This is a genomic window from Labrenzia sp. CP4 (assembly GCF_001579905.1).
Classification (GTDB): domain Bacteria; phylum Pseudomonadota; class Alphaproteobacteria; order Rhizobiales; family Stappiaceae; genus Roseibium; species Roseibium algicola.
In genome coordinates, this window is record NZ_CP011927.1 from 502,443 (window position 1) to 526,363 (window position 23,921).

Below are 23,921 nucleotides of genomic sequence, written 5' to 3' on the forward strand. Positions count from 1 at the left end.
TGATGCTTGCCTGGAAACAGCGGCACACGCTCGACATTGCCGAACAGGCGCTGGCCGAAAAGGGGGATCTGCGGGCGCGGAAGCTCTCGGATCTCGCCAATCGCCTGGACCACCGGCTGGAGCGGGCCGTGCGCCAATTCGCGCAATCAGACCTTCGGGCGCAGGAGATCGTCCGGGACGTTGATGATTTGCGAACCGGGTTTGTCGCGCGGCTCTACGAAGCTGGAGGGGTGGAGCCTGCGCTTGCAGCAGATGTTGCTAAAATCGAGTACGCGGCTTTTGTCGGCAGCCAGATTGTCTGGCCGGATATGCCGGCAGATGAGCGTGTTGCCCTCGATCGGCGCTTTGCGCAGCTGGTTGCAATGGCGACAGAAACAGGGTCGAGAAAGTAATCCTCGACCGGAGCTTCATATAAAAAAACCGGGCGCTCGAAGTGCGCCCGGGATAATGCGAAGGCTGTTTATGCCTCAGTAGCCGGCGGAAAGCGCACCGGGGCGCCGCGGGTCGGAAGCCCCCGCCAGAACACCGTCAACGAGCATGATCGACTGGGTCGACCCCATGGCGTTCTTGACTTCCACCTTGTGCCCACGGGCTTCCAGCAAGCGGATCGTGTCCGGAGAAAGACCTTCCTCGATGCGGATTTCATCCGGCAGCCACTGATTGTGGATGCGCGGAGCAGCCGTCGCCTCGGCGATGTTCATGCCGTGATCGACAACGTTGAGGATGATCTGCAGCGTGGTGGTGATGATACGGCTGCCGCCTGGCGAACCGGTGGCGAGGAACAGCTTGCCGTCCTTGAACACCAACGTCGGGCTCATGGACGAAAGTGGCCGCTTGCCGCCCTCAACCGCGTTGGCCGTTCCGCCAATGAGGCCATAGGCGTTGGGCACACCGGGCTTTGCGGAAAAGTCGTCCAATTCATTGTTGAGCAAGACCCCCGTGCCGTCGGCGGTCAGGCCGACGCCGTAGGAGAAGTTCAGCGTGTAGGTGTTGGAGACCGCATTGCCGTCCTTGTCGACAACGGAATAATGCGTGGTCTGGTTGCTTTCATAGGGGAAAGGATCGCCGGGCTTCACCTCTTCGGAAGGCGTTGCCACATCCATCTTGATGGATTTCACCAGTTCAGCGGCATAAGCCGGATCGGTCAAACCCTTTACCGGAACATCGACAAAATCCGGGTCGCCCAGATACTTGGAGCGGTCCGCGTAGGCGCGCCGCATCGTTTCGGCCATCACGTGGATGCTGTCTGCAGAGTTCGGACCATATTCGGCAAGCGGATAGCCCTGCAGCATGTTGAGGATCTGCACTATGTGCACGCCGCCGGAAGACGGTGGTGGCATCGATGCGATTTCATAGCCGTGGTAGCTGCCCACGACGGGGTCGCGCCAGACCGGTTTGTATCCGGCCAGGTCTTCCGTGGTCATGCCGCCTCCGGAGGCAGTTACCTTCTGTGCGATCTTTTCGGCAACTTCACCGGTGTAGAACCCGGCTGCACCCTTGTCGGCGATCAGTTTCAGCGTTGCGGCAAGATCCGTCTGCTTGAGTGTCTCGCCCGGTACGAACGGCAGGCCGCCGGTCTTGTAGAAGATCGCGGCAGTGGCCGGGTCCTGAAGAAGGCGCTTTGCGGATGCGGTCAGCGATGCCGCGAGATCCGGTGTCACTTCGATGCCGTTTTCCGCAAGGTCAATGGCAGGTGCGACCAGCTCTGCCCAGGTCAGCTTGCCGCTGCCGTGTTTTTCAAAGGCCTCGGCAAAGCCGGCGACCGTGCCCGGCACACCGACAGCAAGACCGGAAAAGCGGGATTTCTGGTTATCGGGTTCGCCGTCTTCTCCAAGGAACATATCCTTGAAGGCTGCGGCAGGTGCCATTTCCCGATAGTCGAGCGCCTTGGTGTCGCCGCTGTCCGCCAGGTGGATCATCATGAAGCCACCGCCCCCCAGGTTGCCGGCGCGCGGCAGCGTGACGGCAAGCGCGAAGCCGGTGGCAATGGCGGCATCGACTGCGTTGCCACCTTTCTTCAGGATGTCGACACCGACGCGGCTTGCGACGGCTTCCTGGCTGGCAACCATGCCGTTCTGCGCCGTTTCAGGCTGGAAGCGGTCTTTCAGCGAATAGATCGGCGAATCCTGCGCAGCGAGAGGTGCCGCGATGCCGACAACAAGAGCGGTCGCGAGGGAAACCGCGGCAAAGCTGGATTTGAGAAGATGTTTCATGTGTCTCTCCGGTCGCCTGGATGGCGGGAGTTGGCAAGTGGAGGGCAGGACGCGCAACGGGCGTGGCGCTCTGTCCGACAACTTTAAGTCGTTCTTGATTCAGCGCAAGGCTAGATGATCAGATAGGCTGCAGTCTTGAAGGGACAAGCTGCACGTGGGCCAGAACGCGACTGGTTGAAGGAGGATTCATGAGCAAGGCAATTGCCGTTTCGAAACCGCGTCTCCATTCGGGTGTGCGATCATTCCTGGGTGGGGCCACTCTTATGGCCGTCGCCGCCCTCTTCGGTGCGAGTGCAACCGAGGCGGGCGATGCCGCCGCCGGCAAAGCGCTGGCGCTGCAATGGTGCTCTGCCTGCCACCTCGTGTCCGAAGACCAGGATCGCGCCTCCAGCGCGTCGCTGCCAAGCTTTTACGACATTGCAAAGGATCCCGGCTGGACGGAAGAAAAACTTGCGACCTTCCTTGCCGATCCCCATCCGCAAATGCCGAACATGACCCTCGGCAACATCGAAATCGCCAATCTCGCCAGCTACATCGAATCCCTGGCACCCTGAGGTTCTTCGCTACACCAGACCTCGTTGCAAGGAGGGGCTGAAGCCCGTCCTTCGAGACGGCACACGCGTGCCTCGTCTGGACGTGGTTTAGGGGCACTGCAAGATTTGCCATTGGTCCCTTAAAACTCGAACTCGGCCAGCATCGCGGCGTGGAAGGATCCGGCATAGGCGTCTTCATCCGCGTCGAAGACTTCATCCGGAAGACCGACATTGAACACCTTGAAGTCAACCGTTCGGTGGGCGACGGATGCGCTGGCCAGAATGTGGTCCAGAGCCTGTCCCTTGCCCTTGTGAATGACGGTCTGGCGCTTTTCCGGCGGCAATGAAGCGTCAAGCTGGTAGAGGCGGCGCGCGGCAAGTTGCGGCGAACAGGTGTCGTCCGGGTCCGCGCGCAGCAGCCTCAAGGTTCCGGTTTCCCCGGTCGCGTTGAAATCACCCGCCAAGACGATCTGGCTATCCTTGTTTGCATCGAAAAGGTCTTCCACCGCAAGGCGCAGTTCGAGTGCCTGGGCGGTCTGTTTCAGCACTGATAGCTGGTACCCTTCCGCCCACGCGGAAACGGATGTCCACGTGCGGTCCTCTGCCTTGCCGCCGCGTATCATCGCGGCGATCGGCGCCCGCAAATGAACGCAGAAGACGTGCAGGGGGCGGCCGGTACCGATGTCGATTTCCACCTGCAGAACGGGCCTGTCGAACAGGATCGTCTGCGGGCTGCGATAGGCCGGTACAGCGGTTTTGGGCTGCCAGTGAGGCGGGTGGGCATGTGCCTGGTAAAGACTTAAGCGCCTGGTTATCGGAAAGCGCGAGAGAACCACCAGGTTATGGCGGTCGCCGGGACCCTTTCCCGAAGGTCGTTCGCTGGTTGCCCGGTGAAATTTCGCGTACGGCGTTCCCTCCAGAAGAAGTTCCAGCGCCTGGAACTGCCGTGCTGAAACACCTTTCCGTTTCTGCGCGTTGACTTCCTGCAGACAAAGGATGTCGGCCTCAAGCTCCAGAATCTTTGGCCGAAGCGCGTCCAGCCGGGGTGTCAGTGCGTCCGGATCATGCCGGTCCGCACCAAAGGATTCCATGTTGAAGGTGGCAAGTCTCATTCAGCAGGCCCGAAGCTGGAAAGCGTACCTGAAACCATAGCCGCGCATCGGGCCAAGTGGTAGAGAGCGCAGATGCAGGAATAAGCCGACCAAAGACGGGGAGAGGCAAATGAGCGGAGAGGGATGCCCCTGTGGCAGCGGCAAGGGATTCGATCTGTGCTGTGAACCTTATCTTGCCGGAAAGGCCATGCCCGAAACCGCAGAGGCCTTGATGCGCTCGCGTTACAGCGCTTACGTCCGGCAACTCATTCCGTATCTGAAGGAAACGCTCTGGCCGAAGTATCAGCCGAGTTTCGATGCGCAAGGCACCGCGCGCTGGGCGGAGGAAAGCCACTGGACGGGCCTCAATGTGTTGGCCACCGACAAGGGCGGGCCTGCCGACAGGGACGGCACCGTTCTTTTCGAGGCAAAATACCTGTCCGTCGGCAAGCTTCACGTACACCGCGAACTGAGCCGTTTTCGCAAGAAAAGCGGTCGCTGGTATTACGTGGAAGCCGTGCCGGAATAGGTCGGCTAGCTGTATTCATTTTTGACTTTGAAAAAATCGTCCGGTCCCTGCGATTGGCGGCGGGAGCAGGGACCGGACCAATTTGCGGATAGAAGGGGAGGCAGCCCTCAACATCCGCAACAAGGAGATCGGGAAAGCCCGCGGCAGGGTCAGCCGAGGGTTGTCGACAGGGTCGAATCGAATCTCGTTCTCTATTTGTTCTCATTAGCATGATTCCCGGTGCCGGTGTCAAGCAGGGAAGCTGTCTTCATGGATGTCCGAACGCTGAGAACGGAATTGGCAGGATAGAAGGTAAAATCAACGTCTTGAGCAACTTTCCATCGTCCTCACACATCTGTGAAACGTTGCTGGCTGCGTTTGACTGATCGCCATAGAATATTAAGTCACTCATGTCACAAATACGGAAGAGTACTCATAAGGGACCCCTACGTGCGTTTTTCCGCCAACTCCTGGACCAAGCGTTTGCAAGGCATCGCCTCGCCTCTGGGATTGGGGAAAGGTGCTGATCAGATCCTGGAGTTCCTGAAGGGAAGTGGAAGCGAACGGCACGCTGCGGGCCGGATGGCGGTATCGACCTTTGCGGTACGGATCGCCGGTGCAGCGCTCGCCTATCTGTCGCAAATCGTGCTCGCGCGCCTGTTGGGCGCGCATGACTATGGCCTCTATTCGGTTGCCTGGACTTTCGTGATCGTTCTGGGTGTCATGGCCTGCGGCGGCTTTTCCACCTCTGCCAGCAGGTTCATCCCGCAATATCTGCAGAATCGGGATATGGCGCGCCTGCGCGGGTTCTTGCGCACAAGCCGGCAAATGGCGTTTTTTCTCGGGGGTGCTGCGGCGGTCATAGGCATCGGCTGTCTCGCCCTGTTTCGCCCGCTTATTGATACGTCCTATTTCCAGCCCTTGTCGGTCGTCCTGCTGGCGCTGCCCTTCTTTGCCTTCGGATTGGTGCAGGACGGTATCGCACGCAGCTACGACTGGTCGTCGCTGGCAATGCTGCCAACCTATATCTGGCGGCCGCTGGCGATCCTGTTCCTGCTGGTCGGTGCCGTTCTGGCCGGGTTTCGGCCCGATGCACTGACAGCTGCCATCGTGGCCGTCGTGGCAACGGCGCTGGTCGCGCTTTACCAGTTCCTGCATCTTCGCAGGCGGCTGGGTCCAAGCGTTCCGAAGGGGCCGTACAAGGTCGAGTTCAGATCCTGGCTGGCGGTGTCCATGCCGATGCTGATGGTCGACGGTTTTCTGCAGCTGATCACCAGTGCTGACGTGATCATGGTGAGTTTCTTTCAGGATCCGGACGAGGTTGCGGTCTATTTCGCTGCATCCAGAACCCTGGCGCTGGTGCATTTTGTCTATTTTGCCGTAAGGGCCGCCTCGGCGCATCGCTTCTCCAGCTACACTCACAATCAGGATCTTTCGGGGCTTGCCGGTTACATGCGGCAGGCAACTCTCTGGACCTTCTGGCCGTCTGTGGCCGCGGGCGTGGGGTTGCTTCTGATCGCGCCGCTTCTGCTTGCTCTTTTCGGCAGCGATTTTGAAAGCGGCTACGAGCTGATCGCCCTCCTGATGATCGGCGTGCTTGCGCGCGCATCCGTCGGTCCGGCCGACGCGCTTCTGACGATGACAGGGCACCAGAACACCTGCGCCGGCATTTATGCCGGGACGTTTGTTCTCAATGTCGTCCTCAATCTTGTTCTGATCCCGCTGCTCGGCCTTGCCGGAGCGGCCATTGCCACAAGTCTTGCGATCCTTTTTGAGGCCACTGCCCTTGCGGTTGTGGCAAAACGGAAGCTCAATATCACGACGTTCGTTTTGCCCTTGCTTTTCGCCAGGAACCGTCCGGTTGACCAATGATACGCTCTCTTCCGTGCAGCTCGAGGTCTTGTCCCTCGATCCGTTGAGCGCCGCCATACCGCTTGAGGACTGGCAGACGCTTTGTGCGGCTGCCCTCAGTCCGAACCCTTTCTTTGGTCCGGATTTCCTTCGTCCGTTTCTGGAAAAGATGAGCAAACAGGCGGTTCGACTTGTCGTGGTCCGGGAGCGGCCGGGTGGCCGCTGGCTGGTGGCGGCCCCCGTCGGCCGACGTCGTTTTGGATTGGCCGTTGCGGTCAACACCACCTGGGCAAGCGAATACGCGCCGCTCGGAACACCGCTGATCCACCCGGACGCAAGTGCCGAGGCAATCTCCGCATTCATCAATGCCGCCAGAGAGCCCGGGAATGCGCTCGCTATCCCCTATCTGCCGCTTCATTCCCAGTCGGCAACGCGCTTGAGGGCGGTGGGCGCGGGAAAGAAGTCGGTTCTGGCGAAGTCCTTCCGGGCGAGCCACGGCGCCGGAGCGACAGGCAAGTCACAACTTGCCGAGGCTGACAGCGGCAAGAGGCGCAAGGAAATGCGCCGGCTGATGCGCCGGCTCGGTGACCATGGCAAGACCACCTTCCGCAGTCTGTCCGGATCTGATGCCGTTGCCGGGTTCGAAGCCTTTCTGGAGCTCGAGGCCTCCGGCTGGAAGGGCCGGTCCGGAACCGCGCTGGGCAGTCAGTCCGGGACGGCGGACTTCGCCCGCACGGCCGTCGCCAATCTGGCAAGTCGCAACGGGGTCCGGATCGACCAGCTCTGGTCGGGACAGACACTGGTTGCCGCCCTGGTGCTGTTTCAGCAGTCCGGCAAGGTGTATTCTTGGAAGATCGCCTTTGACGAGGAGTTTGCCCGCTATTCTCCCGGCGCCCAGATCGCGCTGCAGGCCTTGAAGATCAATCTGGCCATTCCTGGCTTCAGGGGGGCGGATTCCCTGGCCATTCCTGGGCATTCGATGATCGAGCCCTTGTGGCGAGGCCGGCTGGAAACCGGCACGATGCTTTTTGCCGATGGCCTGAAGCGGTCGTTGTGCAAGACGGACCTGAAGCTTGAACAAGCCCTGCGCCGAGCTGCACGGACGCTGAGAAAGCGCCTGCGCGCCTGAAACAGGCGAAGCTAGCCTTCAACGCTCTCCAGGTCCCGCAATTTCCTGCGTATGATCTTGCCGGTGGTGGTCATCGGCAACGAGGTGACGAATTCGATTTCCCGCGGATATTCATGCGCCGAAAGACGTTCGCGGACGAACGTGCGGATATCGTTTTCCAGAGCCGCGCTTTTTTCCGTGCCCGGCTTCAGGACGATGAAGGCCTTGACGATTTCCGTGCGCAGCGGATCCGGTTTGCCGACAGCCGCGGCAAGCGCGATCGACGGATGCTTCAGCAGGCAATCCTCGATCTCGCCTGGGCCGATCCGGTAGCTTGCCGAGGTGATGATGTCGTCGTCGCGGCCAACGAAATGGACGTAGCCGTCCTCGTCCATCAGGCCCTGGTCGCCGGTGATCATCCAGTCTCCGATGAACTTCTCCCGCGTCGCCTCCGGCTTGTTCCAGTATTCCAGGAACATTACCGGGTCCGGCCGGCGGATGGCGATCTGGCCGAGGGTTTCAGCCGGCAGCTCATTGCCGTCATCATCGACGATCGCAACCTGATGGCCAGGCGTTGCCTTGCCGATGGCGCCAGAGCGACTGACGCCAAGGGCGGCCGCAGAACCGAGCACCGCGTTACATTCCGTCTGGCCATAGAATTCATTGACGTTGAAGCCGAATTCCGCAGCGAACCAGTCATAGGTTTCCCTGCCGAGGGATTCTCCCGCAGAGCCGACGCTGCGCCAGGTGAGGTCGAAGCGCTCGGCCGGACGCTCCACAGCGCGCAGCATCTTCAAAGCCGTCGGTGGAATGAAGGCATTACGGATCTTCTGTCTTTCAAGCAGATGGAAGGCGAATTCCGGGTCGAACTTGCGAGACGCGTGGCAGACCACCGGCACGCCGAGAGACAGAGCCGGAAACAGCGCATTCAGCAAGCCGCCTGCCCAGGCCCAGTCTGCGGGCGTCCAGAGCAAGTCGCCTTCACGGCCGAGGAAATTCTGTGAAAGCTCGATGCCGGGCATATGGCCGAGCAGCACCCGGTGGCCATGCAACACGCCCTTGGGCTGCCCCGTGGTGCCAGATGTGTAGATCATCAAAGCCGGATCGTCGGGTGTGGTCGCAAGGGTCCGGTAGGTGTCGGACGCCTTGTCCAGCAGATCGTCAAATCCGAACACGCCGGTTTCAGGTCCGTCGACCGAGATCACCAGATCGAGGCCGGGCAGGTCGGACCGGATTTCCGCAAGTTTTGCCAGGCCGGCGGTGTCAGTCACCAGAACGCGGGCGCCGGAATCTGAGAGCCGGTAGCGCAGCGCCTCCAGCCCGAACAGGGCTGCCAGAGGCACTGCAATTGCGCCGGTCTTGTAGGCCGTCAGATGTGCGATGGCAGTTTGTGGGATCTGCGGCAGAAGCAGGGCAACCCGGTCGCCGCGGTTGAGCCCGAGGCCTTCAAGGGCGTTGGCAAGGCGATTGGCCGCCCGGTTCAGCGCAAGATGGCTCCAGTCCCGGCAGGAACCGTTCTCGAGAACCTGACGGATCGCGAGGCGCTCCGGGTCTCTTGCAGCCCATTCATCGCTGACGGCTGTGGCCATGTTGTAGGTTGCGGGCCGAGGCCAGCGGAATGTCTCTCTCAGCGCGTCGTAGTTGCCAGTAGGCTGCAGCATTTCAGATGCGTCCGGTGCTTCAATTTTGAGCAGCGGAGTGTAGGGCGGTCATTGCTGCAGCGCAATAGAGCCGAAATCCATCCTTTGAAAGCAACGATGAAATCCTTAACCGGACTTCTGAAACACGCCGGCAAGTGTGGCTGGAATAAAATCTTATACTGTCATTATTCCTTATAAATTATCGGTTGTCCGAGTGAGGCAGCCATGCGCGATGGTCCTGAAATCGTTAACGCCTGCCTGCGTGAAACAGGGGCATAACGCCACCATTCCGGCTGGCCTGCGACTGCGATTTTGTGGTGAGAAAATCAGCATCCGGTAGCAACGTATTCACTAATAAATGCGAGATTTCCTTAACTTATGAGGATCAAAATCCCGCCAGGATAAAAAATAGTCCGGCTGGGGACCTGTAGATCCATGAAGATGTTTGGGCAGTCCGCGCTCGCTCGTGTCGGCGCGCTTTCCGTGAAACTGAAAATCCTTTCTCTAAGCCTTCTGACCGCAATCGGCATGTTGACGATCGGCGGGGTGTTCTGGTGGAGCCAGAACGAGGTGGCCGGAGCCTTCAACAAGCTTGATCAAAGTGCGGGACTGGCGCGCAGCGTTGCTGATCTTTCAGATATTGCGAACGGCATGCGCAACATCGGCAAGGGCTACCTGGCGCGGCCGGAGGAAAAGGATCACGAACTTTTCGAGGCCAAGCTCAGTGAGGCGCATGGGGTTCTGGATGACATCTCCGCCAAGCCAGTTGCCGCAGCCTTCAGTGCGGAGATCACAGACGTTGGCGACACGCTTGACGGGGCGTCGGGTGCCTTTTCGTCGCTCAATACCGTTCAGCGGGAAATCGGCTTCAATTCCGAAACAGGCCTTCGAGCAACTCTCAGCGAAAATGCCGACGAGGTGCTGAAACGCCTGAAGAAGGAAATGCGCTTCGGCGGCGGTCCGGACTTCGAGAAGATGGTCACCACCATGCTCGATGTTCAGTTGTCGGAAAAGAAATTCATTCTCGACCGCAACGACGTTGCCCTCGGCAACTTCGAGGTGGCATTCGGTCGGTATGAGCGCCTGTTGAAGAAGGCTTATCTGCCGAACGAGATCAAGGAAGACGTCGGCATCAAGATGGCGATCTACCGGGAAGCGTTCGACGCCTACACGGCGGCTGTCGCCGAAAAGGACAAATCGATCGAACTTCTGGAAACGCTGTTCGATCTCGTGCCGCCACGCCTGGAAGCGCTCAACAACGCCGCGCGCGACGCCGAACTGGCAGCCGAGCAGGATCTTGAAACCGTCCGGGCCTACTCGACCCTCGCCGTCGTCAGCGTGATCGCCGCTTTCCTGGTGTCCGGCGTCCTGGCCGGAATGCTCATCGGCCGGTCGATCGCCAATCCGCTTTCGCGTCTCCAGAACGCCATGGAAGAACTGGCGTCCGGGCATGTGGACGTCAATCTGCCTGCCGCCAAAGGCAGTGTCGAAATCGCCGCCATGGCGCGCACCGTTTCCGTTTTCCAGGAAAACGCTGTCGAACGGCAGCGCCTCGCGGCCGCATCGGAAGAAGAAAACGCGCAGCGCGACGCCCGTGTGGCCCGTCTGGAATCACTGATCGCCAATTTCGAGGCAACGGTCGGGCAGGCTCTGGAAAGTCTCGACCGGTCTACCTCTGACCTGACGCAGACCTCTGCCGCCGTCGAAGCCGCGGCGGACGATGTTGCCCAGCAGGCAGACCGGGCCGGCAACGCCGTGCGGGTGGCTGCTGAAAACGTCAACTCGGCCGCATCGGCCAGCGAGGAACTGGCAGCGTCTATCAACGAGATCTCCAACCAGGCGTCAAACTCCACGACGGTGGCCAAGAAGGCGGTTGCCAGCGCGGAAGGCACGTCGCAGACCATGGGGCAACTGTCCCGCGCGGCCGACCGGATCGGCGAAGTCATGGGGCTGATCCGCGATATTGCCAATCAGACCAACCTCCTGGCGCTCAACGCTACCATCGAGGCTGCCCGGGCAGGCGAGGCCGGCAAGGGCTTTGCGGTCGTGGCCGCCGAAGTGAAGCAGCTTGCGGACCAGACCTCGCGTGCGACGGAAGATATCGCCAGCCAGGTGGAAGCAATCCAGATGTCGTCCAGCCATGCGCTTGAAGCGATCGATGAGGTGACCGGTATCATCTCCGAAATGGAAGGCCTGGCCTCGGCCGTGGCATCGGCCGTCATCCAGCAGGATGCCGCGGTTCAGTCCATCGCCAAGAACGTGGTCGATGCCTCGACCCGCTCGCATGAAGGGGCCGAATGCATGACCGCGGTCGGTTCCGCCACCGAACACGCCCGGGCAACCGGCGGCGAGGTCGAGCAGCTGGCAACGTCGCTGTCCGAACAGGCAGCCCTTATCCGCAGCGAGATCTCCAACTTCCTTTCCGGTGTTCGCGCGGCCTGACCGCGCGACATCACGACGAACAAGGCCAGCCTTCCGCCAGGAAGGCTGGTATTTTTGTGTTTCGCGAGGTTGTGGCTGCGGAAAGAATTACTTCTTCGCGAGGGGATGTGCACTTTCCACCAGTTCGCGCAGGCGTTCGTCCAGGACGTGGGTGTAGATCTGCGTCGTGGAAATGTCCGCATGGCCCAGCAACTGCTGCACCACTCTGAGGTCGGCACCGTTCTGCAACAGGTGGGAAGCGAATGCGTGGCGCAGCACGTGCGGGGAAATCTTGCCGGCATCAAGACCGGCGGCGACGGCAAGGTCCTTCAGGTCTCGTGCAAAATGCTGGCGCGTCAGGTGTCCGCTGTCGCCATGGGAGGGAAACAGCCACGGGCTTTTTTCGTACGCTCCTTCGGCGGCACGCAGACCGACGTAGTCCTTCATGGCAGCCTGGGCAGCGCGGGACAGCGGCACCAGCCGCTCCTTGCCGCCCTTGCCCCTGATTTCGATCAGGCGGGCGTCCCGGAGCGCAGCGGTAACCGGCAGGGCAACCAGTTCCGAAACGCGCAGGCCGGTCGCATAAAGCACTTCGATAAGTGTGTACATGCGCTGCGTACGCAAGCGTGCCGCCGCGCTTTTCTGGGGCTTTTCGGTTTCCGCCCTGGCGGTTTCGATCAACCTGTCGACGTCTTCCATCGACAGCACCTTGGGCAGGCTCGCGCGCTTTTTCGGGGCGGACAGTGTGCGGGTCGGGTCGTCTTCCCGGGAGCCCTCCGCGTAAAGGAACTTGTAGAACTGCTTCAGCGCGGACAGGCGTCTTGCCTGCGAGGTCTCGGCAAATCCGCGCCGGTTGAGGTCGCCCAGGTAAGCCGAAATGTCTTCGGATTGCGCTGATGCAAGGGTCTTTCGGCCGAGGAAGCCTGAAAAATCCTCCAGGTCGCGGCGGTATCCGGCCAGCGTGTTTTCTGCCGCGCCGCGTTCGGCGGCCAGCATTTCGAGAAAGTTTTCAAGATCGAAACCGGTTGCCATTGCGTATGCCTTCGCAAAGGAGCTGAAACTTGTCCCGTTGATGACCCGCCATTTGAAAGGGTGTGCTAGCGGCCGAAGCCGTCTTTCTTCACCCTAACCTCGATTTCCCGTTCACGCGGATCGACAAGGTTGGCCAGGGAGTAGATCGCGCCATAACCGAGCGCGCCGAGCAGAAGCAGCACGAGCAACAGGCGGGTCAGGGTCGGCACGTCGGCTGTCTCCAGGTCAGGGCGTCGGTCCGCTCACGGGCAAGCGAATCGGATAGGCGATTGTTTCAACAAGGCGGGGGCGCATGCAAGGCAAAGCAGCAGTCCGGCAGGCGGAGTTCCCCCGTGTCTTTTTTGACGAATATGCTAAAACGCCGCCATGACAGAACACGACAAGGCGCGGTCTTCCGAAGGAGGATCCGCGGAGACAGACGTAAAACCCGTTGATCTGGCCCGCCTGGTAGCTGCCCTGGGGCATCGGTCCATCGTTCTGGTGGGAATCATGGGCTGTGGCAAGTCGACCGTCGGCAAGCGGCTGGCGCACCGGCTGGGCCTTGAATTTGTCGACGCCGATACCGAAATCGAGCGCGCGGCCAACATGAGCGTGGCGGAAATTTTCGCCGAACACGGCGAGCCTTATTTTCGCAGCGGTGAAGAACGGGTGATCGCCCGTCTTCTGCGTGAAGGACCGCAGGTGCTGGCAACGGGCGGCGGCGCTTTCATGAGCGAGGCAACGCGGGCGGAAATCGCCGAGCTTGGACTGTCCATCTGGTTGAAAGTCGATTTCGACACGGTGATGGCACGGGTCCGGCGCAGGTCCACGCGTCCACTGCTGCAAAACCCCGATCCCGAGGGAACGATGCGCAAGCTGATGGCTGACCGCGAGCCCGTCTATGCCAAGGCGGCCCTGACGGTCACCTCCAAGGACGTTCCGCATGAGGCGGTGGTCGATCAGATCGTCGCCACCCTTGCGGATCACCTGTTCGAACGCGAGGCCACCAGCGCCGCGCAAACATCAATGACCTGAATTTAGAAGCGTGACGGCATGGTAGACACGGTAGTGGCAAAAGCATTGTTGGGCCGGGACGAGAAAATCGTCCGGGTTGATCTTGGCGCGCGCAGTTACGACATCAAGATCGGTCGGGGTCTGCTTGAAGGCGCGGGAGCGGAAATCGCGGCCGTTATGCCCGGCGCGCGTCTTGCGGTCGTTGCCGATGAAACCGTTGCGGGCCTTCATCTGAAGGCTTTTTCGCAGAGCCTCAAGGCCGCCGGTCTGGAGCACACCGCCATCACTGTGCCGGCAGGCGAAAGCACCAAATGCTTCCGTGAATTCGAGCGCCTGTGCGACGAGGTTCTGGCCGCCCGGCTGGAGCGCGGCGACGCGGTCGTCGCCCTTGGTGGTGGTGTCGTCGGTGACCTGACGGGCTTTGTCGCCTCGGCCGTGCGCCGTGGCATGGCCTTCATTCAGGTGCCGACCACGCTTCTTGCCCAGGTCGACAGTTCCGTCGGCGGCAAGACCGGCATCAATTCACGTCATGGCAAGAACCTGATCGGCGCTTTCCACCAGCCCGCCCTGGTGTTGGCCGATACCGCCATACTGGACACGTTGCCGCTGCGCGACTTCCGCGCCGGTTATGCGGAAGTCGCCAAATACGGGCTCCTGGGTGATGCGGATTTCTTCGCCTGGCTGGAGACCAACTGGCAGGCGGTTTTTGCAGGTGGCGCGGAGCGGGACGAGGCCGTCGCAAGGTCCTGTCAGGCAAAGGCGGATGTGGTTGCTGCCGACGAGCTGGAATCCGGCCGCAGGGCGCTCCTCAATCTGGGTCACACGTTCGGCCACGCGCTTGAATCGGCGGTCGCCTACGAGACCGAGCGTCTGGTTCATGGCGAAGGCGTTTCCATCGGCATGATGCTGGCACATGAATTCTCTCAGCGCCTCGGCCTGATCGGCGAGGACACCGTCGAACGTGTCCACAAGCATCTGAGCGATGTCGGCCTGCCAGTGCGGGTGCAGGACATCCCCGGTCAGCTGCCGCCGGCTGAAACGCTCATGGATATCATCGCGCAGGACAAGAAGGTCAGCCGGGGCGCGCTGACCTTCATTCTGACGCGCGGTATCGGCGAAGCCTTTGTCGAAAAAGGCGTCGATCCCGCACTGGTCTCTGACTTCCTGAAGGAGAAACTCGAGGCATGACGGAAACGGCTCTCTGGCTGGCGATTGTCGCCATCTTCGTTCTCCTGTTCCTGTCCGGCTTCTTTTCCGGTTCGGAAACGGCGCTCACCGCCGCATCGCGTGCGCGCATGCACCAGATGGAAAAAACCGGCGACTGGCGCGCCCGGGTGGTCAGCCTGCTGATCGCCAACCGGGAACGTCTGATCGGCGCGCTGCTCCTGGGCAACAACCTGGTCAACATTCTGGCGTCTGCGCTGGCAACCAGTGTGTTCCTGTCCCTGTTCGGCGACGCTGGCGTTGCGCTTGCCACCCTGGTGATGACCGCCCTCGTTCTGGTTTTTGCCGAAGTGCTGCCGAAGACCTGGGCCATTTCGAATCCGGAGCGGTTTGCGCTGGCGGTGGCGCCGATCGTGCGCTTCGTGGTGGCCGTGTTCGGTCCGATCGTGGTCGGGGTGGAGTGGATTGTCCGCAACATCCTGAAGCTGGTTGGCGTCAATATCGGCGACGACACCTCGATCCTGTCGCCGCATGAGGAGCTGCGCGGCGCTGTCGATCTGCAGCATATCGAAGGTGGCCTGGAAAAGGGTGAGCGCGACCGCCTCGGCGGTTTGCTCGACCTGGCGGAACTGGAAGTCTCGGACGTGATGGTTCACCGCACCAACATGGTGGCGCTGAATGCGGACGATGCGCCGGACAAGCTGGTGAACGCGGCTCTGGCATCGCCCTATACCCGCCTGCCGCTCTGGCGCGGGGAGAGCGACAATTTCGTCGGCGTGCTGCATGCCAAGGATCTGCTGCGTGCGTTGCAGGCTGCCGGTGGCGATGCTGCGAAGATCAACGTTCTGGATATCGCTGCCCCGGCCTGGTTCGTTCCCGACACGACCTCGCTTCAGGATCAGCTCAATGCATTCCTGCGGCACAAGTCCCATTTCGCGCTCGTGGTTGACGAGTATGGCGAGGTGATGGGCCTGGTCACGCTGGAAGACATTCTGGAAGAAATCGTCGGCGAGATCGCAGACGAACACGACGTGGAGCTGGAAGGCCTGCGGCCGCAAGCCGATGGCTCGGTGATTGTCGACGGCTCGGTGCCGATTCGCGACCTCAACCGCGCTGCCGACTGGAGCCTGCCGGACGACGAGGCGACCACGATCGCCGGTCTGGTCATTCACGAAGCGCGGATGATTCCTGACGAGCGCCAGATCTTCACCTTCCACGGCTTCCGCTTCACGGTGCTGCGGCGGGAGAAGAACCGCATCACGCGGCTGCGCATCATGCCGCTTGGCCAGATTCCGGGCGTCAAGATGCCGGCCGGAGCTGCCCAGGCCGTTGCGGGCGCGGCTGCGAAAGCGGGCGGTTGAGCAAGGCGCTTGATCGTTGAGCGAGTTAAGGGGCGCGTGTTGTCTTCAGCTGTGCTTGTGAATGCTTGCATCTGTTAACTTATAGAGTGCGTAAGAAAACAAATCTCAGGATTGCTCTGCTAAGTACGGCGTATGTTAGTAGAACTGAAGAAAAAAATATGCTGGCTAGAGCGATATTGGTGACCTCGAAAAGAGTAAGAAGCTCTGTTATTGCTGCCAATACGATCAGGGTAGATAGAAACAACACGCAGCAGCGCAAGAGATATTTCGTTGAAATCGCGCTAAGGGTTGTTTTGACAATGAAATATCTTTTCACGTTTCCGAAAATCAGAAACAGGCTGAAAGTTGCGGCGAGTGATAAGCATCCGTAGTGTAAAAGTATTTCGTTAAATGAGAACGGTAGATCGTAGATCAGCATTGATGCCGAATATACTAAAAATAAACATATAACTACCGTGAGGCAGCTTATGTAATTTGCTGTTTGTCTTAGTTCATCCATCGAGAAAATTAAGCGAATCTCATTCTGGGCGTTGAACTTCGATCGCTAAAGCGTGCACGGTGGTCGCCAGTTCATGGGAGAGCGTCTCGTTGATCGCTCGATGTTGTGCAACCCGGTTCATGCCTTCGAAAGCGGCTGCGGCGATCTGTACCCGGAAGTGGGTTTCGCCGCCCTCGCGCCAGCCACCGTGGCCCCTGTGCTTTTCCGACTCGTCGATGACGTTCAGAAAAGACGGCGAGAAGGCTGCGGAGAGTTTGTCGGTGATCGTCTGCTTTGTGCTCATGTGTCTCACTTGGCGTAGCTGTTTTCGAAGTTCAAGTCTTTCGTGGTCCGGCACTGCCTGATACAGTGCCGGGCTCTTCGACTTTCGAAATCCGGTGCGGGGAAATTAACTTTGGATACCGGGACAATGCAACGGCCTGCGGCTTGCCCGTCGGCCCTCACACTTCAATATTTCGGCGCATGAAACTGGACTCAAAACTCTTCGACAGCATCCGTGTGAAACCGGACAAGGAACGGGTGGAACAGGACCGCCATCCTTCGTGCGACCATCCGGGTTGCAAGCGGCCAGGCACGCACCGGGCGCCGAAAGGGCGTGACCGGGAGGGGCAGTATTTCAATTTCTGCGTCGACCATGTGCGCGAATACAACAAGTCCTACAACTATTTTACAGGTATGGGCGACGACGACGTGCGCACCTATCAGAAGGACAGTCTGACGGGGCACCGGCCGACCTGGAAAATGGGCGTAAACCGGCAGGCAGCCGAGGGGCCGGACGGGTTCGACGCCCGCTCCAGCATGCGCTCCAATGCGCAGCGGCGCACCGAGCAAGTTCGGCGCCCGCGCGAAAGAAAGCTACTAACGCTTGAAAAACGTTCCCTGGATGTGCTCAATCTGCCTTACACAGCCCGTGGCGCCGAAATCAAAGCGCGCTATAAGGAGCTTGTTAAATTGAACCATCCGGATGCCAATGGCGGTGACAGGTCTTCCGAAGACCGCCTGCGGGAAATCATTCAGGCGTATAACGTTCTGAAAAAAGCCGGTTTCCTTTAGAGCCTGCAGGGTCCTGCCGGCTTTTCCCAAACGACCCTTCCCGAACTTCCGGGACTGCGGAGGACTGATGACTGAGACGACGACTGCGGCCATGGCCATGCCGGACACTGAAATTTCCGTAGAAGAGGTTTTCGGTTTCAAGTCCGACCTCAAGGTACCTGCATTTTCCGCGCCGTCAGAACATGTGCCCGAGCGTGACGAAGACTACCTGTTCGACCGCGCGACCACGTTGGCGATCCTGGCGGGTTTTGCTCATAACCGGCGCGTGATGGTGACCGGGTATCACGGTACCGGTAAATCGACCCACATCGAGCAGGTGGCGTCGCGTCTCAACTGGCCGTGTATCCGCGTCAACCTGGACAGCCATATTTCCCGTATCGATCTGGTCGGCAAGGACGCGATCGTGATCAAGGACGGCAAGCAGGTTACCGAATTTCGCGACGGGATCCTGCCCTGGGCCTATCAGCACAATGTCGCGCTGGTCTTCGACGAATACGACGCTGGCCGTCCGGACGTGATGTTCGTGATCCAGCGTATCCTGGAATCTTCCGGCCGCCTGACGCTGCTTGACCAGAGCCGGGTCATCCGTCCGCATGCCGCCTTCCGGCTGTTCGCCACCGCCAACACGGTCGGTCTCGGCGATACCTCCGGTCTTTATCACGGCACGCAGCAGATCAACCAGGCGCAGATGGACCGTTGGTCGATCGTCACAACGCTGAACTACCTGCCGCATGACAATGAGGTGGATATCGTTCTGTCGAAGGCCAAGCACTTCCAGTCGGACGAAGGCCGCAACACCGTTTCCAAGATGGTGCGCCTGGCGGACATGACCCGGAACGCCTTCATCAACGGTGACCTGTCCACGGTCATGAGCCCGCGTACGGTCATTACCTGGGCGGAAAATGCCCAGATTTTCGGCGATGTCGGCTTTTCCTTCCGTCTGACCTTCCTCAACAAGTGCGACGACATGGAACAGTCCCTGGTGGCCGAGTTCTATCAGCGCTGCTTCGGTGAAGATCTGCCGGAATCCTCCGTCAACGTAGTCATGAGCTGAGGTCCCGATGGCACCGCGGCCGGGTCACAATTCCCTTCCGGGCAACAAGCCCGCACCGAGCACCGAGCCATTCAAGCAATCGGTGTCCGGTACCATGCGGGCGATTTCCGGAGAGCCGGAGCTGGAAGTCATCTTTTCCGGTGACCGGCCCGGTCTCAGCGGCATGTCCGCGCGCTTGCCCGAGCCTTCGCGCAAGATCAACCCGCGCGAGATCGCGATCACCCGTGGCCTGTCGGACAGCATCGCCCTGCGCATTGCCTGCCACGACAAGGCTGTTCATTCCAAGAACATGCCGCAGGGCCCGGACGCGCGGGCGATCTTCGAAGCGGTCGAACAGGCCCGCTGCGAAGCCGTTGGCGCACGTCGGATGCAAGGGGTTGCCGACAACCTGTCGGTGATGCTTGACGACCGGTTCCGCAAATCCGGTGCGCCGGATATCTCCAGCCGGGAAGAAGCGCCGTTGCAGGATGCCCTGTCCCTGCTGGTGCGTGAACGCCTGACCGGTGCGAAGCCGCCGGAAAGCGCGACAAAGCTCGTCGACATGTGGCGTGGCTGGATCGAGGACAAGGCCGGTGCCGACCTCGACAGGCTGGAAGCCGAAGTCGAGGACCAGAATTCCTTCGCGGCCCGTCTACGGGACGTCCTGAAATCGCTCGACATGGGTGATGAGCTTGGCGATCACGACCAGGACATGGACCCGGAAGAAAACGGGGACCAGGGCAACAACGACGAAGCTGAATCGGGCGACGACAGCGAAGAAGATTCCGGCGAACAGGAAGCCTCTCCGCAGGAGATGGAACTTTCCGGCGAAGAGCAGGAAAGCGGCGATACGGAAGCCGCCGAAGCCGATATGGAAGACTTCGCCGATCAGGACATGTCGGAGGATACCGAGGAACCGGGCGAAAGCGACCGGCCCGATACGCCGTTTTCCAACCGGCCGGAATCCGACTACCGGGTGTTCACCACCCAGTTTGACGAGACGATTACCGCTGAAGAACTTTGCGACATGGCGGAGCTTGATCGTCTGCGCGGGTTCCTGGACAAGCAGTTGACCCACCTGCAAGGGGCCGTGGCGCGCCTTGCCAACCGGTTGCAGCGCAAGCTGATGGCGCAGCAGAACCGGGCCTGGGACTTCGACCTTGAAGAAGGGCTTCTGGACACCGCACGGCTGACCCGTGCCGTAACCGATCCGATGGCCCCGCTTGCCTTCAAGCAGGAGCGGGACACCAATTTCCGCGACACGGTCGTGACGCTGCTTCTGGACAACTCGGGATCCATGCGCGGGCGTCCGATCACCGTTGCCGCCACTTGTGCCGACATTCTGGCGCGCACGCTGGAGCGCTGCGGCGTGAAGGTCGAGATCCTCGGCTTCACCACCAAGGCCTGGAAAGGCGGCCAGTCGCGGGAGAGCTGGATCGGTGCGGGCAAGCCGCCGACACCTGGCCGGCTCAACGACCTGCGCCACATCATCTACAAGTCTGCGGATGCGCCCTGGCGCCGGGCCAGGCGCAATCTCGGCCTGATGATGCGCGAGGGCCTTTTGAAGGAAAACATCGACGGCGAAGCCCTGCTGTGGGCTCATGACCGGCTGATGGCGCGGCCCGAACAGCGTCGCATCCTGATGATGATTTCCGACGGCGCGCCGGTGGACGACACCACGCTCTCGGTCAACCCGGGCAACTATCTGGAGCGCCACCTGCGCTACGTCATCGAAGAAATCGAGACCCGGTCGCCGGTCGAGCTGATCGCCATCGGTATCGGACATGACGTCACGCGCTACTACCGGCGGGCCGTCACCATTGTCGATGCCGAAGAATTGGCAGGTGCCATGACCGACCAGCTTGCCAACCTTTTCGACGACGAGGTGGACACCTCCTTCAACACGCGTGGCCGCCGTCGCCGCGCGGGTCATCGTTAGTCGGCAGGGTCTGGAAAATATGGGAGCAGAAAGGCGTCTTTCGGCAGGCAGCTTTGCGCTGGCTGCCGCCTTTCTCTCCACTTTCTGGTTTGCTGCGCCCGCCGCTGCCGGGGCGCCGGAGCTGCTTTCGGACGCACAGCCGGTCAAGGCCCGTACCCGGTCCATCGACACATTCCGCATAGGGCTTGCCGATACGACCTTCGGCAAACTGACTTTTCTTGGCGGTCTGGAGCTGATAGCCGCGGACCGCAAGGTCGGCGGGCTTTCCGGTCTGATCAGTCTGGACGGGGGAAGCGCGTTTCTGGCGGTCACCGACAACGGACATTGGGTCAGTGGCCGAATCGTGCAGACAGCGGATGGCAAGCCGACGGAGATCGAAGACTTGCGGTTCGCGCCGCTTTTGGGTGCCGATGGCAAAACGCTCGATGCACGCTGGGGTCATGATACCGAGGCGCTGACGCTGTCGGGCTCCGGTCTTTATGTCACTGCTGAAACCCGCAACGCCATCTACCGGTATCCGTGGCCGATTTCGACCGGCAAGGAAAGGATGATCGGTGAAGTCGCGCTGCCGCAGGATATTCGCGATCTGCCGCGCAACACCGGACTGGAAGCTCTGGCGGCCGGGCCGGAGGACAGCCCGTTGGCCGGCAAGCTCGTGGCTGTCGCGGAATCAGCGCCAAGCGACCTGCATGATCTGTCTGGCTTCATCATTGGTCCGGACGGCACGGAACGCTTCACCATCCGCCGGTATGAGCGCTTCGATGCGACGGATGCGGCGTTTCTGCCCGGTGGCGACATGGTTCTGGTGGAGCGCCGCTTCAGCCTGCGTGATCTGATCGGCCTGCGGCTGCGGCGGTTCAAAGGAGCCGACATTGCTGCCGGAGCCGTTCTGGATGGCGAGTTGCTGCTGGAGGCCGACTTCAACTCCCAGATCGACAACATGGAAGCTCTGGGTATTCACACCAATGAAAACGGCGAAACAATCCTGACGCTTGTCTCCGACAACAACCGTTCGATCCTTCAGAGGACCTTGTTCCTGAGGTTTCGGCTGGAAGATTGAGGCGCGGGAGCACTTCTGCCCGGCAAGTCGATCCCCGGACGACCAACCCCGCCTTTGTCGCGCCTGGTGCCTAGGCGGCAGTTCCCTTCGGCATGGCCTGAAACAGGCCGAGCACGATGCGGTAAGGGGCGAGCAGGGCGACGGCAACCAGCATCTTGACCAGGAAGTCTCCCACGGCCAGCGACACCCACAGCAGCGCCTGGGTATCGTCGCTGATGCCCAGGAAGGGCACCGGGAAGGCGAGCGAGCTGTCGTCCATCCCGAACAGGCCGTCGATGAAGGCGAAGCTGGCGGAAAAGGCGATGCCGAAGAACAGGAGCGTGTCGATTACCGAGCCGATGAAGGAAGAGGTGATCGGCGCTTTCCACCAGGCCAGCTTTCGCATGCGGTCGAATATCGTCACGTCCAGCAATTGCGCGACCAGGAACGCCGTGCCGGAGGCGATGGCAATGCGGGGCGTCGCCAGCCAGATCGACAGGACCACGGCAATCAGGAAGCCGGCAATCACAACCTTGCGTGCGGCGGTCGGGCCGAAGCGGCGGTTGGTGAGATCGGTCACCAGGAAGGCGACGGGGTAAGTGAACGCACCCCACGTGAGCGTATCGGCAAGATTGACGCCGCCGATGAAATGCTCGACCGGGAACTGGACCAGAAAGTTGGATGCAACGACAACGGCCGCCATCGCCAGAATGGCGACTACGTGATGGCTCGCGGAAAAGGTCCGGGTTTCGGTCATGTGTTCACCTCATAACGACAGACGCCCAACCGATATCGATTGGGCGTCCTGAAAAGGTTCTTTGCAAGTATGCGAGCTGCCTGCTGCCGGAACGAGCCGTGCAGGCGCTTCAGGCCTTAAGCGGCAGCGGCTTCAGCCTGCTTGCGCTTGATGTCGACCTTGATCTTGCGAGCAGCATCGGACAGGTCCGCGTCGCTTGCCTTCATCAGGTATGCGTCCAGACCACCGCGGTGTTCGACGGAGCGCAGTGCGTGTGCGCAGACCTTCAGCTTGAAGGTTTCGCCGAGCGTGTCGCTGATGAGGGACACGTTGCACAGGTTCGGCAGGAACCGGCGGCGGGACTTGTTGTTAGCGTGGGAGACGTTGTTGCCCGTCATCACATCTTTGCCGGAGAGTTCGCAACGGCGTGCCATGATATCACCTTTTGTTTTCGTGGCTGGGCCGTTACTTTGAACCCAGCAAGTCCAACCGGAACCGGCGCGGACCTGAGGCCCGGCGACATCGTCTCCGGCATTTCTCGGAAAAAGTTGCCCCGCTATAATGGGAGTGAAGGCCAACGTCAAGACATCTCCGCCGCTTTGCGGAGATTCACTGCTTTTATTTGCAGGACGCCCGGCTGTTAACCAGTGAGTTACCATAATTTAGAATGATTGGGGTCGTTCATCGAGCGGGATCTATGGTATCTTTCCGTTGCGGAACACTCATGGCGCGGGGGCGCAATTCGCTGCCAGACGGCAGTCCGGAGGTTTTGAAGTGTTTGGTTTGATGTCTCTCGGGCGGCTGGTCGCCCTGCCAATGCTTGCTGCGGCGCTGCTGACGACACCGGCGGAAGCCAAGAAAAACAGCGTCGGCGGCCTTTACAATATTTCGATTGCCGGCTTCAAGGTCGGGCGCGGAACGCTGTCGCTCGTCATGCAGGGCAATGCCTATTCGGCCAAGGTCAGCCTGGAGCCGGCAGGGATCGGCACGCTGTTCACCACCGGCAAGGGTGGGGCGGAAGCATCCGGCTGGATGGTCGGATCGCGGGTCGTGCCGTCGAAATACAGGATGGCGTCGCACGCCTCCAATCTCGATTTCTACGTCAACCTGAGCCAGGGCTCCGGGTCCATCCGCTCAATGGAAGTCGCGCCGCAGTTCAAGCCCAATCCGGAGCGGATCAAGGTGACGGACCGGCATACGCGCAATGCGATCGATCCGCTGAGCGCCGCTCTGATGCCGGTGGGCCGTGCCAAGGACAGTCTCGGGCCGAAGGCCTGTTCGCGTCGTCTGCCGGTGTTCGACGGCTGGACACGGTTCGACATCAAGCTGAGCTATTCCGGCACGAAGGAAGTCTCCGGCCACGGCTATGACGGCCAGGTCGTTGTTTGCAAGGCCCGCTGGGTACCTGTGGCCGGGCACCGCCCGTCCAAGGATTCGGTCAAATACATGGCTCAGGCCAACATGGAAGTGTGGGTTGCGCCGATGGGCCGTGACAACGTGCTCGTCCCCTACCGGATTTCCATCGACACCAAGAACGGTCGCCTGATCGTGGAAGCGGACAAGCTCAAGATCGACGGTGCCGGCAGCGATCAGGCATCCGTCGACTGATCACCGACCCTTCTTCGGCCCTTTCCGGCAAAAATCCGGGAAGGGTTTGCCGGGGGCGAGTGGCTTCCAAACCCTGTTTGCCGGCACACCGAGACTTGC

22 protein-coding genes are annotated in these 23,921 nt (G+C 60.6%); 14 read left to right on the forward strand and 8 right to left on the reverse strand.

Going from position 1 to position 23,921, the window contains the following annotated elements; translation table 11 throughout:
• Window positions 1-2 precede the first annotated feature (2 nt).
• Entirely contained in the window at window positions 3-392 is a 390-nt protein-coding gene (locus ACP90_RS02470; RefSeq protein ID WP_286145727.1) for a hypothetical protein, read from the forward strand.
• Between the two features lie 75 nt (window positions 393-467).
• Here the strand turns inward: ACP90_RS02470 and ggt are convergent, their stop codons facing one another.
• On the reverse strand, window positions 468-2,213 hold the full coding sequence (gene ggt / locus ACP90_RS02475) for a gamma-glutamyltransferase (protein WP_062486562.1): 1,746 nt from the start codon (window positions 2,211-2,213) through the stop codon (window positions 468-470).
• A 188-nt stretch (window positions 2,214-2,401) separates the two neighbouring features.
• Between ggt and ACP90_RS02480 the strand changes: the two genes are divergently transcribed.
• Window positions 2,402-2,767, forward strand: coding sequence for a c-type cytochrome (locus ACP90_RS02480; RefSeq protein WP_286145728.1), 366 nt, complete (start codon window positions 2,402-2,404; stop codon window positions 2,765-2,767).
• A 119-nt stretch (window positions 2,768-2,886) separates the two neighbouring features.
• Here ACP90_RS02480 and ACP90_RS02485 read toward each other — a convergent pair whose 3' ends face one another.
• Entirely contained in the window at window positions 2,887-3,858 is a 972-nt protein-coding gene (locus ACP90_RS02485) for an endonuclease/exonuclease/phosphatase family protein (protein ID WP_062486570.1), read from the reverse strand.
• Window positions 3,859-3,967: 109 nt separating this feature from the next.
• On the opposite strand from ACP90_RS02485, the gene ACP90_RS02490 reads away from it, so the two are divergent.
• The 3 genes from ACP90_RS02490 to ACP90_RS02500 all read left to right on the forward strand — a co-directional run bounded on the left by ACP90_RS02490 (window position 3,968) and on the right by ACP90_RS02500 (window position 7,325).
• Window positions 3,968-4,366: a YchJ family metal-binding protein gene (locus tag ACP90_RS02490; protein ID WP_062486574.1), complete on the forward strand. Its 399-nt coding sequence runs from the start codon at window positions 3,968-3,970 to the stop codon at window positions 4,364-4,366.
• A 429-nt stretch (window positions 4,367-4,795) separates the two neighbouring features.
• Entirely contained in the window at window positions 4,796-6,217 is a 1,422-nt protein-coding gene (locus tag ACP90_RS02495; RefSeq protein ID WP_208993436.1) for a lipopolysaccharide biosynthesis protein, read from the forward strand.
• A complete protein-coding gene (locus ACP90_RS02500; protein ID WP_062486581.1) occupies window positions 6,207-7,325 on the forward strand; it encodes a GNAT family N-acetyltransferase in 1,119 nt (372 codons plus the stop codon). The genes ACP90_RS02495 and ACP90_RS02500 overlap by 11 nt, the downstream gene beginning before the upstream one ends.
• Window positions 7,326-7,336: 11 nt before the next feature.
• On the opposite strand, the gene ACP90_RS02505 is transcribed toward ACP90_RS02500, so the two are convergent.
• The gene (locus ACP90_RS02505; protein WP_062486584.1) at window positions 7,337-8,965 is read right to left on the reverse strand and encodes an AMP-binding protein; all 1,629 of its coding nucleotides are present in this window, start codon (window positions 8,963-8,965) and stop codon (window positions 7,337-7,339) included.
• Window positions 8,966-9,379: 414 nt separating this feature from the next.
• Between ACP90_RS02505 and ACP90_RS02510 the strand changes: the two genes are divergently transcribed.
• The gene (locus ACP90_RS02510) at window positions 9,380-11,386 is read left to right on the forward strand and encodes a methyl-accepting chemotaxis protein (RefSeq protein ID WP_062486587.1); all 2,007 of its coding nucleotides are present in this window, start codon (window positions 9,380-9,382) and stop codon (window positions 11,384-11,386) included.
• 87 nt (window positions 11,387-11,473) lie between these two features.
• Here ACP90_RS02510 and xerD read toward each other — a convergent pair whose 3' ends face one another.
• Both xerD and ACP90_RS28490 read right to left on the reverse strand, forming a co-directional pair.
• Window positions 11,474-12,397: a site-specific tyrosine recombinase XerD gene (xerD, locus tag ACP90_RS02515; RefSeq protein ID WP_062486590.1), complete on the reverse strand. Its 924-nt coding sequence runs from the start codon at window positions 12,395-12,397 to the stop codon at window positions 11,474-11,476.
• 65 nt (window positions 12,398-12,462) lie between these two features.
• On the reverse strand, window positions 12,463-12,606 hold the full coding sequence (locus ACP90_RS28490; RefSeq protein WP_167579543.1) for a hypothetical protein: 144 nt from the start codon (window positions 12,604-12,606) through the stop codon (window positions 12,463-12,465).
• A gap of 157 nt (window positions 12,607-12,763) precedes the next feature.
• Here ACP90_RS28490 and ACP90_RS02520 point away from each other — a divergent pair, with 157 nt between their 5' ends.
• The 3 genes from ACP90_RS02520 to ACP90_RS02530 are packed head-to-tail and all read left to right on the forward strand — an operon-like array spanning window position 12,764 to window position 15,915.
• Complete coding sequence (locus tag ACP90_RS02520) at window positions 12,764-13,411, forward strand: shikimate kinase (RefSeq protein ID WP_023002799.1); 648 nt, start codon at window positions 12,764-12,766, stop codon at window positions 13,409-13,411.
• A gap of 18 nt (window positions 13,412-13,429) precedes the next feature.
• Complete coding sequence (gene aroB, locus ACP90_RS02525) at window positions 13,430-14,578, forward strand: 3-dehydroquinate synthase (protein WP_023002800.1); 1,149 nt, start codon at window positions 13,430-13,432, stop codon at window positions 14,576-14,578.
• On the forward strand, window positions 14,575-15,915 hold the full coding sequence (locus tag ACP90_RS02530; protein WP_055659829.1) for an HlyC/CorC family transporter: 1,341 nt from the start codon (window positions 14,575-14,577) through the stop codon (window positions 15,913-15,915). The genes aroB and ACP90_RS02530 overlap by 4 nt, the downstream gene beginning before the upstream one ends.
• Window positions 15,916-16,433: 518 nt before the next feature.
• Here ACP90_RS02530 and ACP90_RS02540 read toward each other — a convergent pair.
• On the reverse strand, window positions 16,434-16,697 hold the full coding sequence (locus ACP90_RS02540) for a BolA family protein (RefSeq protein ID WP_023002803.1): 264 nt from the start codon (window positions 16,695-16,697) through the stop codon (window positions 16,434-16,436).
• A gap of 179 nt (window positions 16,698-16,876) precedes the next feature.
• On the opposite strand from ACP90_RS02540, the gene ACP90_RS02545 reads away from it, so the two are divergent.
• The 4 genes from ACP90_RS02545 (at window position 16,877) to ACP90_RS02560 (ending at window position 21,499) form a co-directional block, all read left to right on the forward strand.
• Window positions 16,877-17,467, forward strand: coding sequence for a DnaJ domain-containing protein (locus ACP90_RS02545; RefSeq protein WP_023002804.1), 591 nt, complete (start codon window positions 16,877-16,879; stop codon window positions 17,465-17,467).
• Window positions 17,468-17,534: 67 nt separating this feature from the next.
• A complete protein-coding gene (cobS, locus tag ACP90_RS02550) occupies window positions 17,535-18,521 on the forward strand; it encodes a cobaltochelatase subunit CobS (RefSeq protein WP_023002805.1) in 987 nt (328 codons plus the stop codon).
• Window positions 18,522-18,528: 7 nt separating this feature from the next.
• Window positions 18,529-20,439 carry a cobaltochelatase subunit CobT gene (cobT, locus tag ACP90_RS02555; RefSeq protein ID WP_062486596.1) on the forward strand — a complete coding sequence of 637 codons (1,911 nt, stop codon included), beginning with the start codon at window positions 18,529-18,531 and terminating at the stop codon, window positions 20,437-20,439.
• Window positions 20,440-20,458: 19 nt separating this feature from the next.
• Window positions 20,459-21,499, forward strand: a complete 1,041-nt coding sequence (locus tag ACP90_RS02560) for an esterase-like activity of phytase family protein (RefSeq protein WP_062491275.1) — start codon at window positions 20,459-20,461, stop codon at window positions 21,497-21,499.
• Window positions 21,500-21,569: 70 nt separating this feature from the next.
• Here ACP90_RS02560 and ACP90_RS02565 read toward each other — a convergent pair whose 3' ends face one another.
• Both ACP90_RS02565 and rpmB read right to left on the reverse strand, forming a co-directional pair.
• Window positions 21,570-22,235 carry a VUT family protein gene (locus ACP90_RS02565; protein WP_023002808.1) on the reverse strand — a complete coding sequence of 222 codons (666 nt, stop codon included), beginning with the start codon at window positions 22,233-22,235 and terminating at the stop codon, window positions 21,570-21,572.
• Window positions 22,236-22,351: 116 nt separating this feature from the next.
• Window positions 22,352-22,648 carry a 50S ribosomal protein L28 gene (gene rpmB, locus ACP90_RS02570; RefSeq protein WP_023002809.1) on the reverse strand — a complete coding sequence of 99 codons (297 nt, stop codon included), beginning with the start codon at window positions 22,646-22,648 and terminating at the stop codon, window positions 22,352-22,354.
• 340 nt (window positions 22,649-22,988) lie between these two features.
• Between rpmB and ACP90_RS02575 the strand changes: the two genes are divergently transcribed.
• Window positions 22,989-23,822, forward strand: coding sequence for a DUF3108 domain-containing protein (locus ACP90_RS02575; protein ID WP_208984624.1), 834 nt, complete (start codon window positions 22,989-22,991; stop codon window positions 23,820-23,822).
• The last annotated feature ends 99 nt before the right edge of the window (window positions 23,823-23,921 follow it).

Bases quoted from the DNA above. Each gene is read 5' to 3' on its own strand.
- ACP90_RS02470 (WP_286145727.1), top strand. From the start codon at position 3: ATGCTTGCCTGGAAACAGCGGCACACGCTCGACATTGCCGAACAGGCG.
- ggt (WP_062486562.1), bottom strand. From the start codon at position 2,213: ATGAAACATCTTCTCAAATCCAGCTTTGCCGCGGTTTCCCTCGCGACC.
- ACP90_RS02480 (WP_286145728.1), top strand. From the start codon at position 2,402: ATGAGCAAGGCAATTGCCGTTTCGAAACCGCGTCTCCATTCGGGTGTG.
- ACP90_RS02485 (WP_062486570.1), bottom strand. From the start codon at position 3,858: ATGAGACTTGCCACCTTCAACATGGAATCCTTTGGTGCGGACCGGCAT.
- ACP90_RS02490 (WP_062486574.1), top strand. From the start codon at position 3,968: ATGAGCGGAGAGGGATGCCCCTGTGGCAGCGGCAAGGGATTCGATCTG.
- ACP90_RS02505 (WP_062486584.1), bottom strand. From the start codon at position 8,965: ATGCTGCAGCCTACTGGCAACTACGACGCGCTGAGAGAGACATTCCGC.
- ACP90_RS02510 (WP_062486587.1), top strand. From the start codon at position 9,380: ATGAAGATGTTTGGGCAGTCCGCGCTCGCTCGTGTCGGCGCGCTTTCC.
- xerD (WP_062486590.1), bottom strand. From the start codon at position 12,397: ATGGCAACCGGTTTCGATCTTGAAAACTTTCTCGAAATGCTGGCCGCC.
- ACP90_RS02520 (WP_023002799.1), top strand. From the start codon at position 12,764: ATGACAGAACACGACAAGGCGCGGTCTTCCGAAGGAGGATCCGCGGAG.
- aroB (WP_023002800.1), top strand. From the start codon at position 13,430: ATGGTAGACACGGTAGTGGCAAAAGCATTGTTGGGCCGGGACGAGAAA.
- ACP90_RS02530 (WP_055659829.1), top strand. From the start codon at position 14,575: ATGACGGAAACGGCTCTCTGGCTGGCGATTGTCGCCATCTTCGTTCTC.
- ACP90_RS02540 (WP_023002803.1), bottom strand. From the start codon at position 16,697: ATGAGCACAAAGCAGACGATCACCGACAAACTCTCCGCAGCCTTCTCG.
- ACP90_RS02545 (WP_023002804.1), top strand. From the start codon at position 16,877: ATGAAACTGGACTCAAAACTCTTCGACAGCATCCGTGTGAAACCGGAC.
- cobS (WP_023002805.1), top strand. From the start codon at position 17,535: ATGACTGAGACGACGACTGCGGCCATGGCCATGCCGGACACTGAAATT.
- cobT (WP_062486596.1), top strand. From the start codon at position 18,529: ATGGCACCGCGGCCGGGTCACAATTCCCTTCCGGGCAACAAGCCCGCA.
- ACP90_RS02560 (WP_062491275.1), top strand. From the start codon at position 20,459: ATGGGAGCAGAAAGGCGTCTTTCGGCAGGCAGCTTTGCGCTGGCTGCC.
- ACP90_RS02565 (WP_023002808.1), bottom strand. From the start codon at position 22,235: ATGACCGAAACCCGGACCTTTTCCGCGAGCCATCACGTAGTCGCCATT.
- rpmB (WP_023002809.1), bottom strand. From the start codon at position 22,648: ATGGCACGCCGTTGCGAACTCTCCGGCAAAGATGTGATGACGGGCAAC.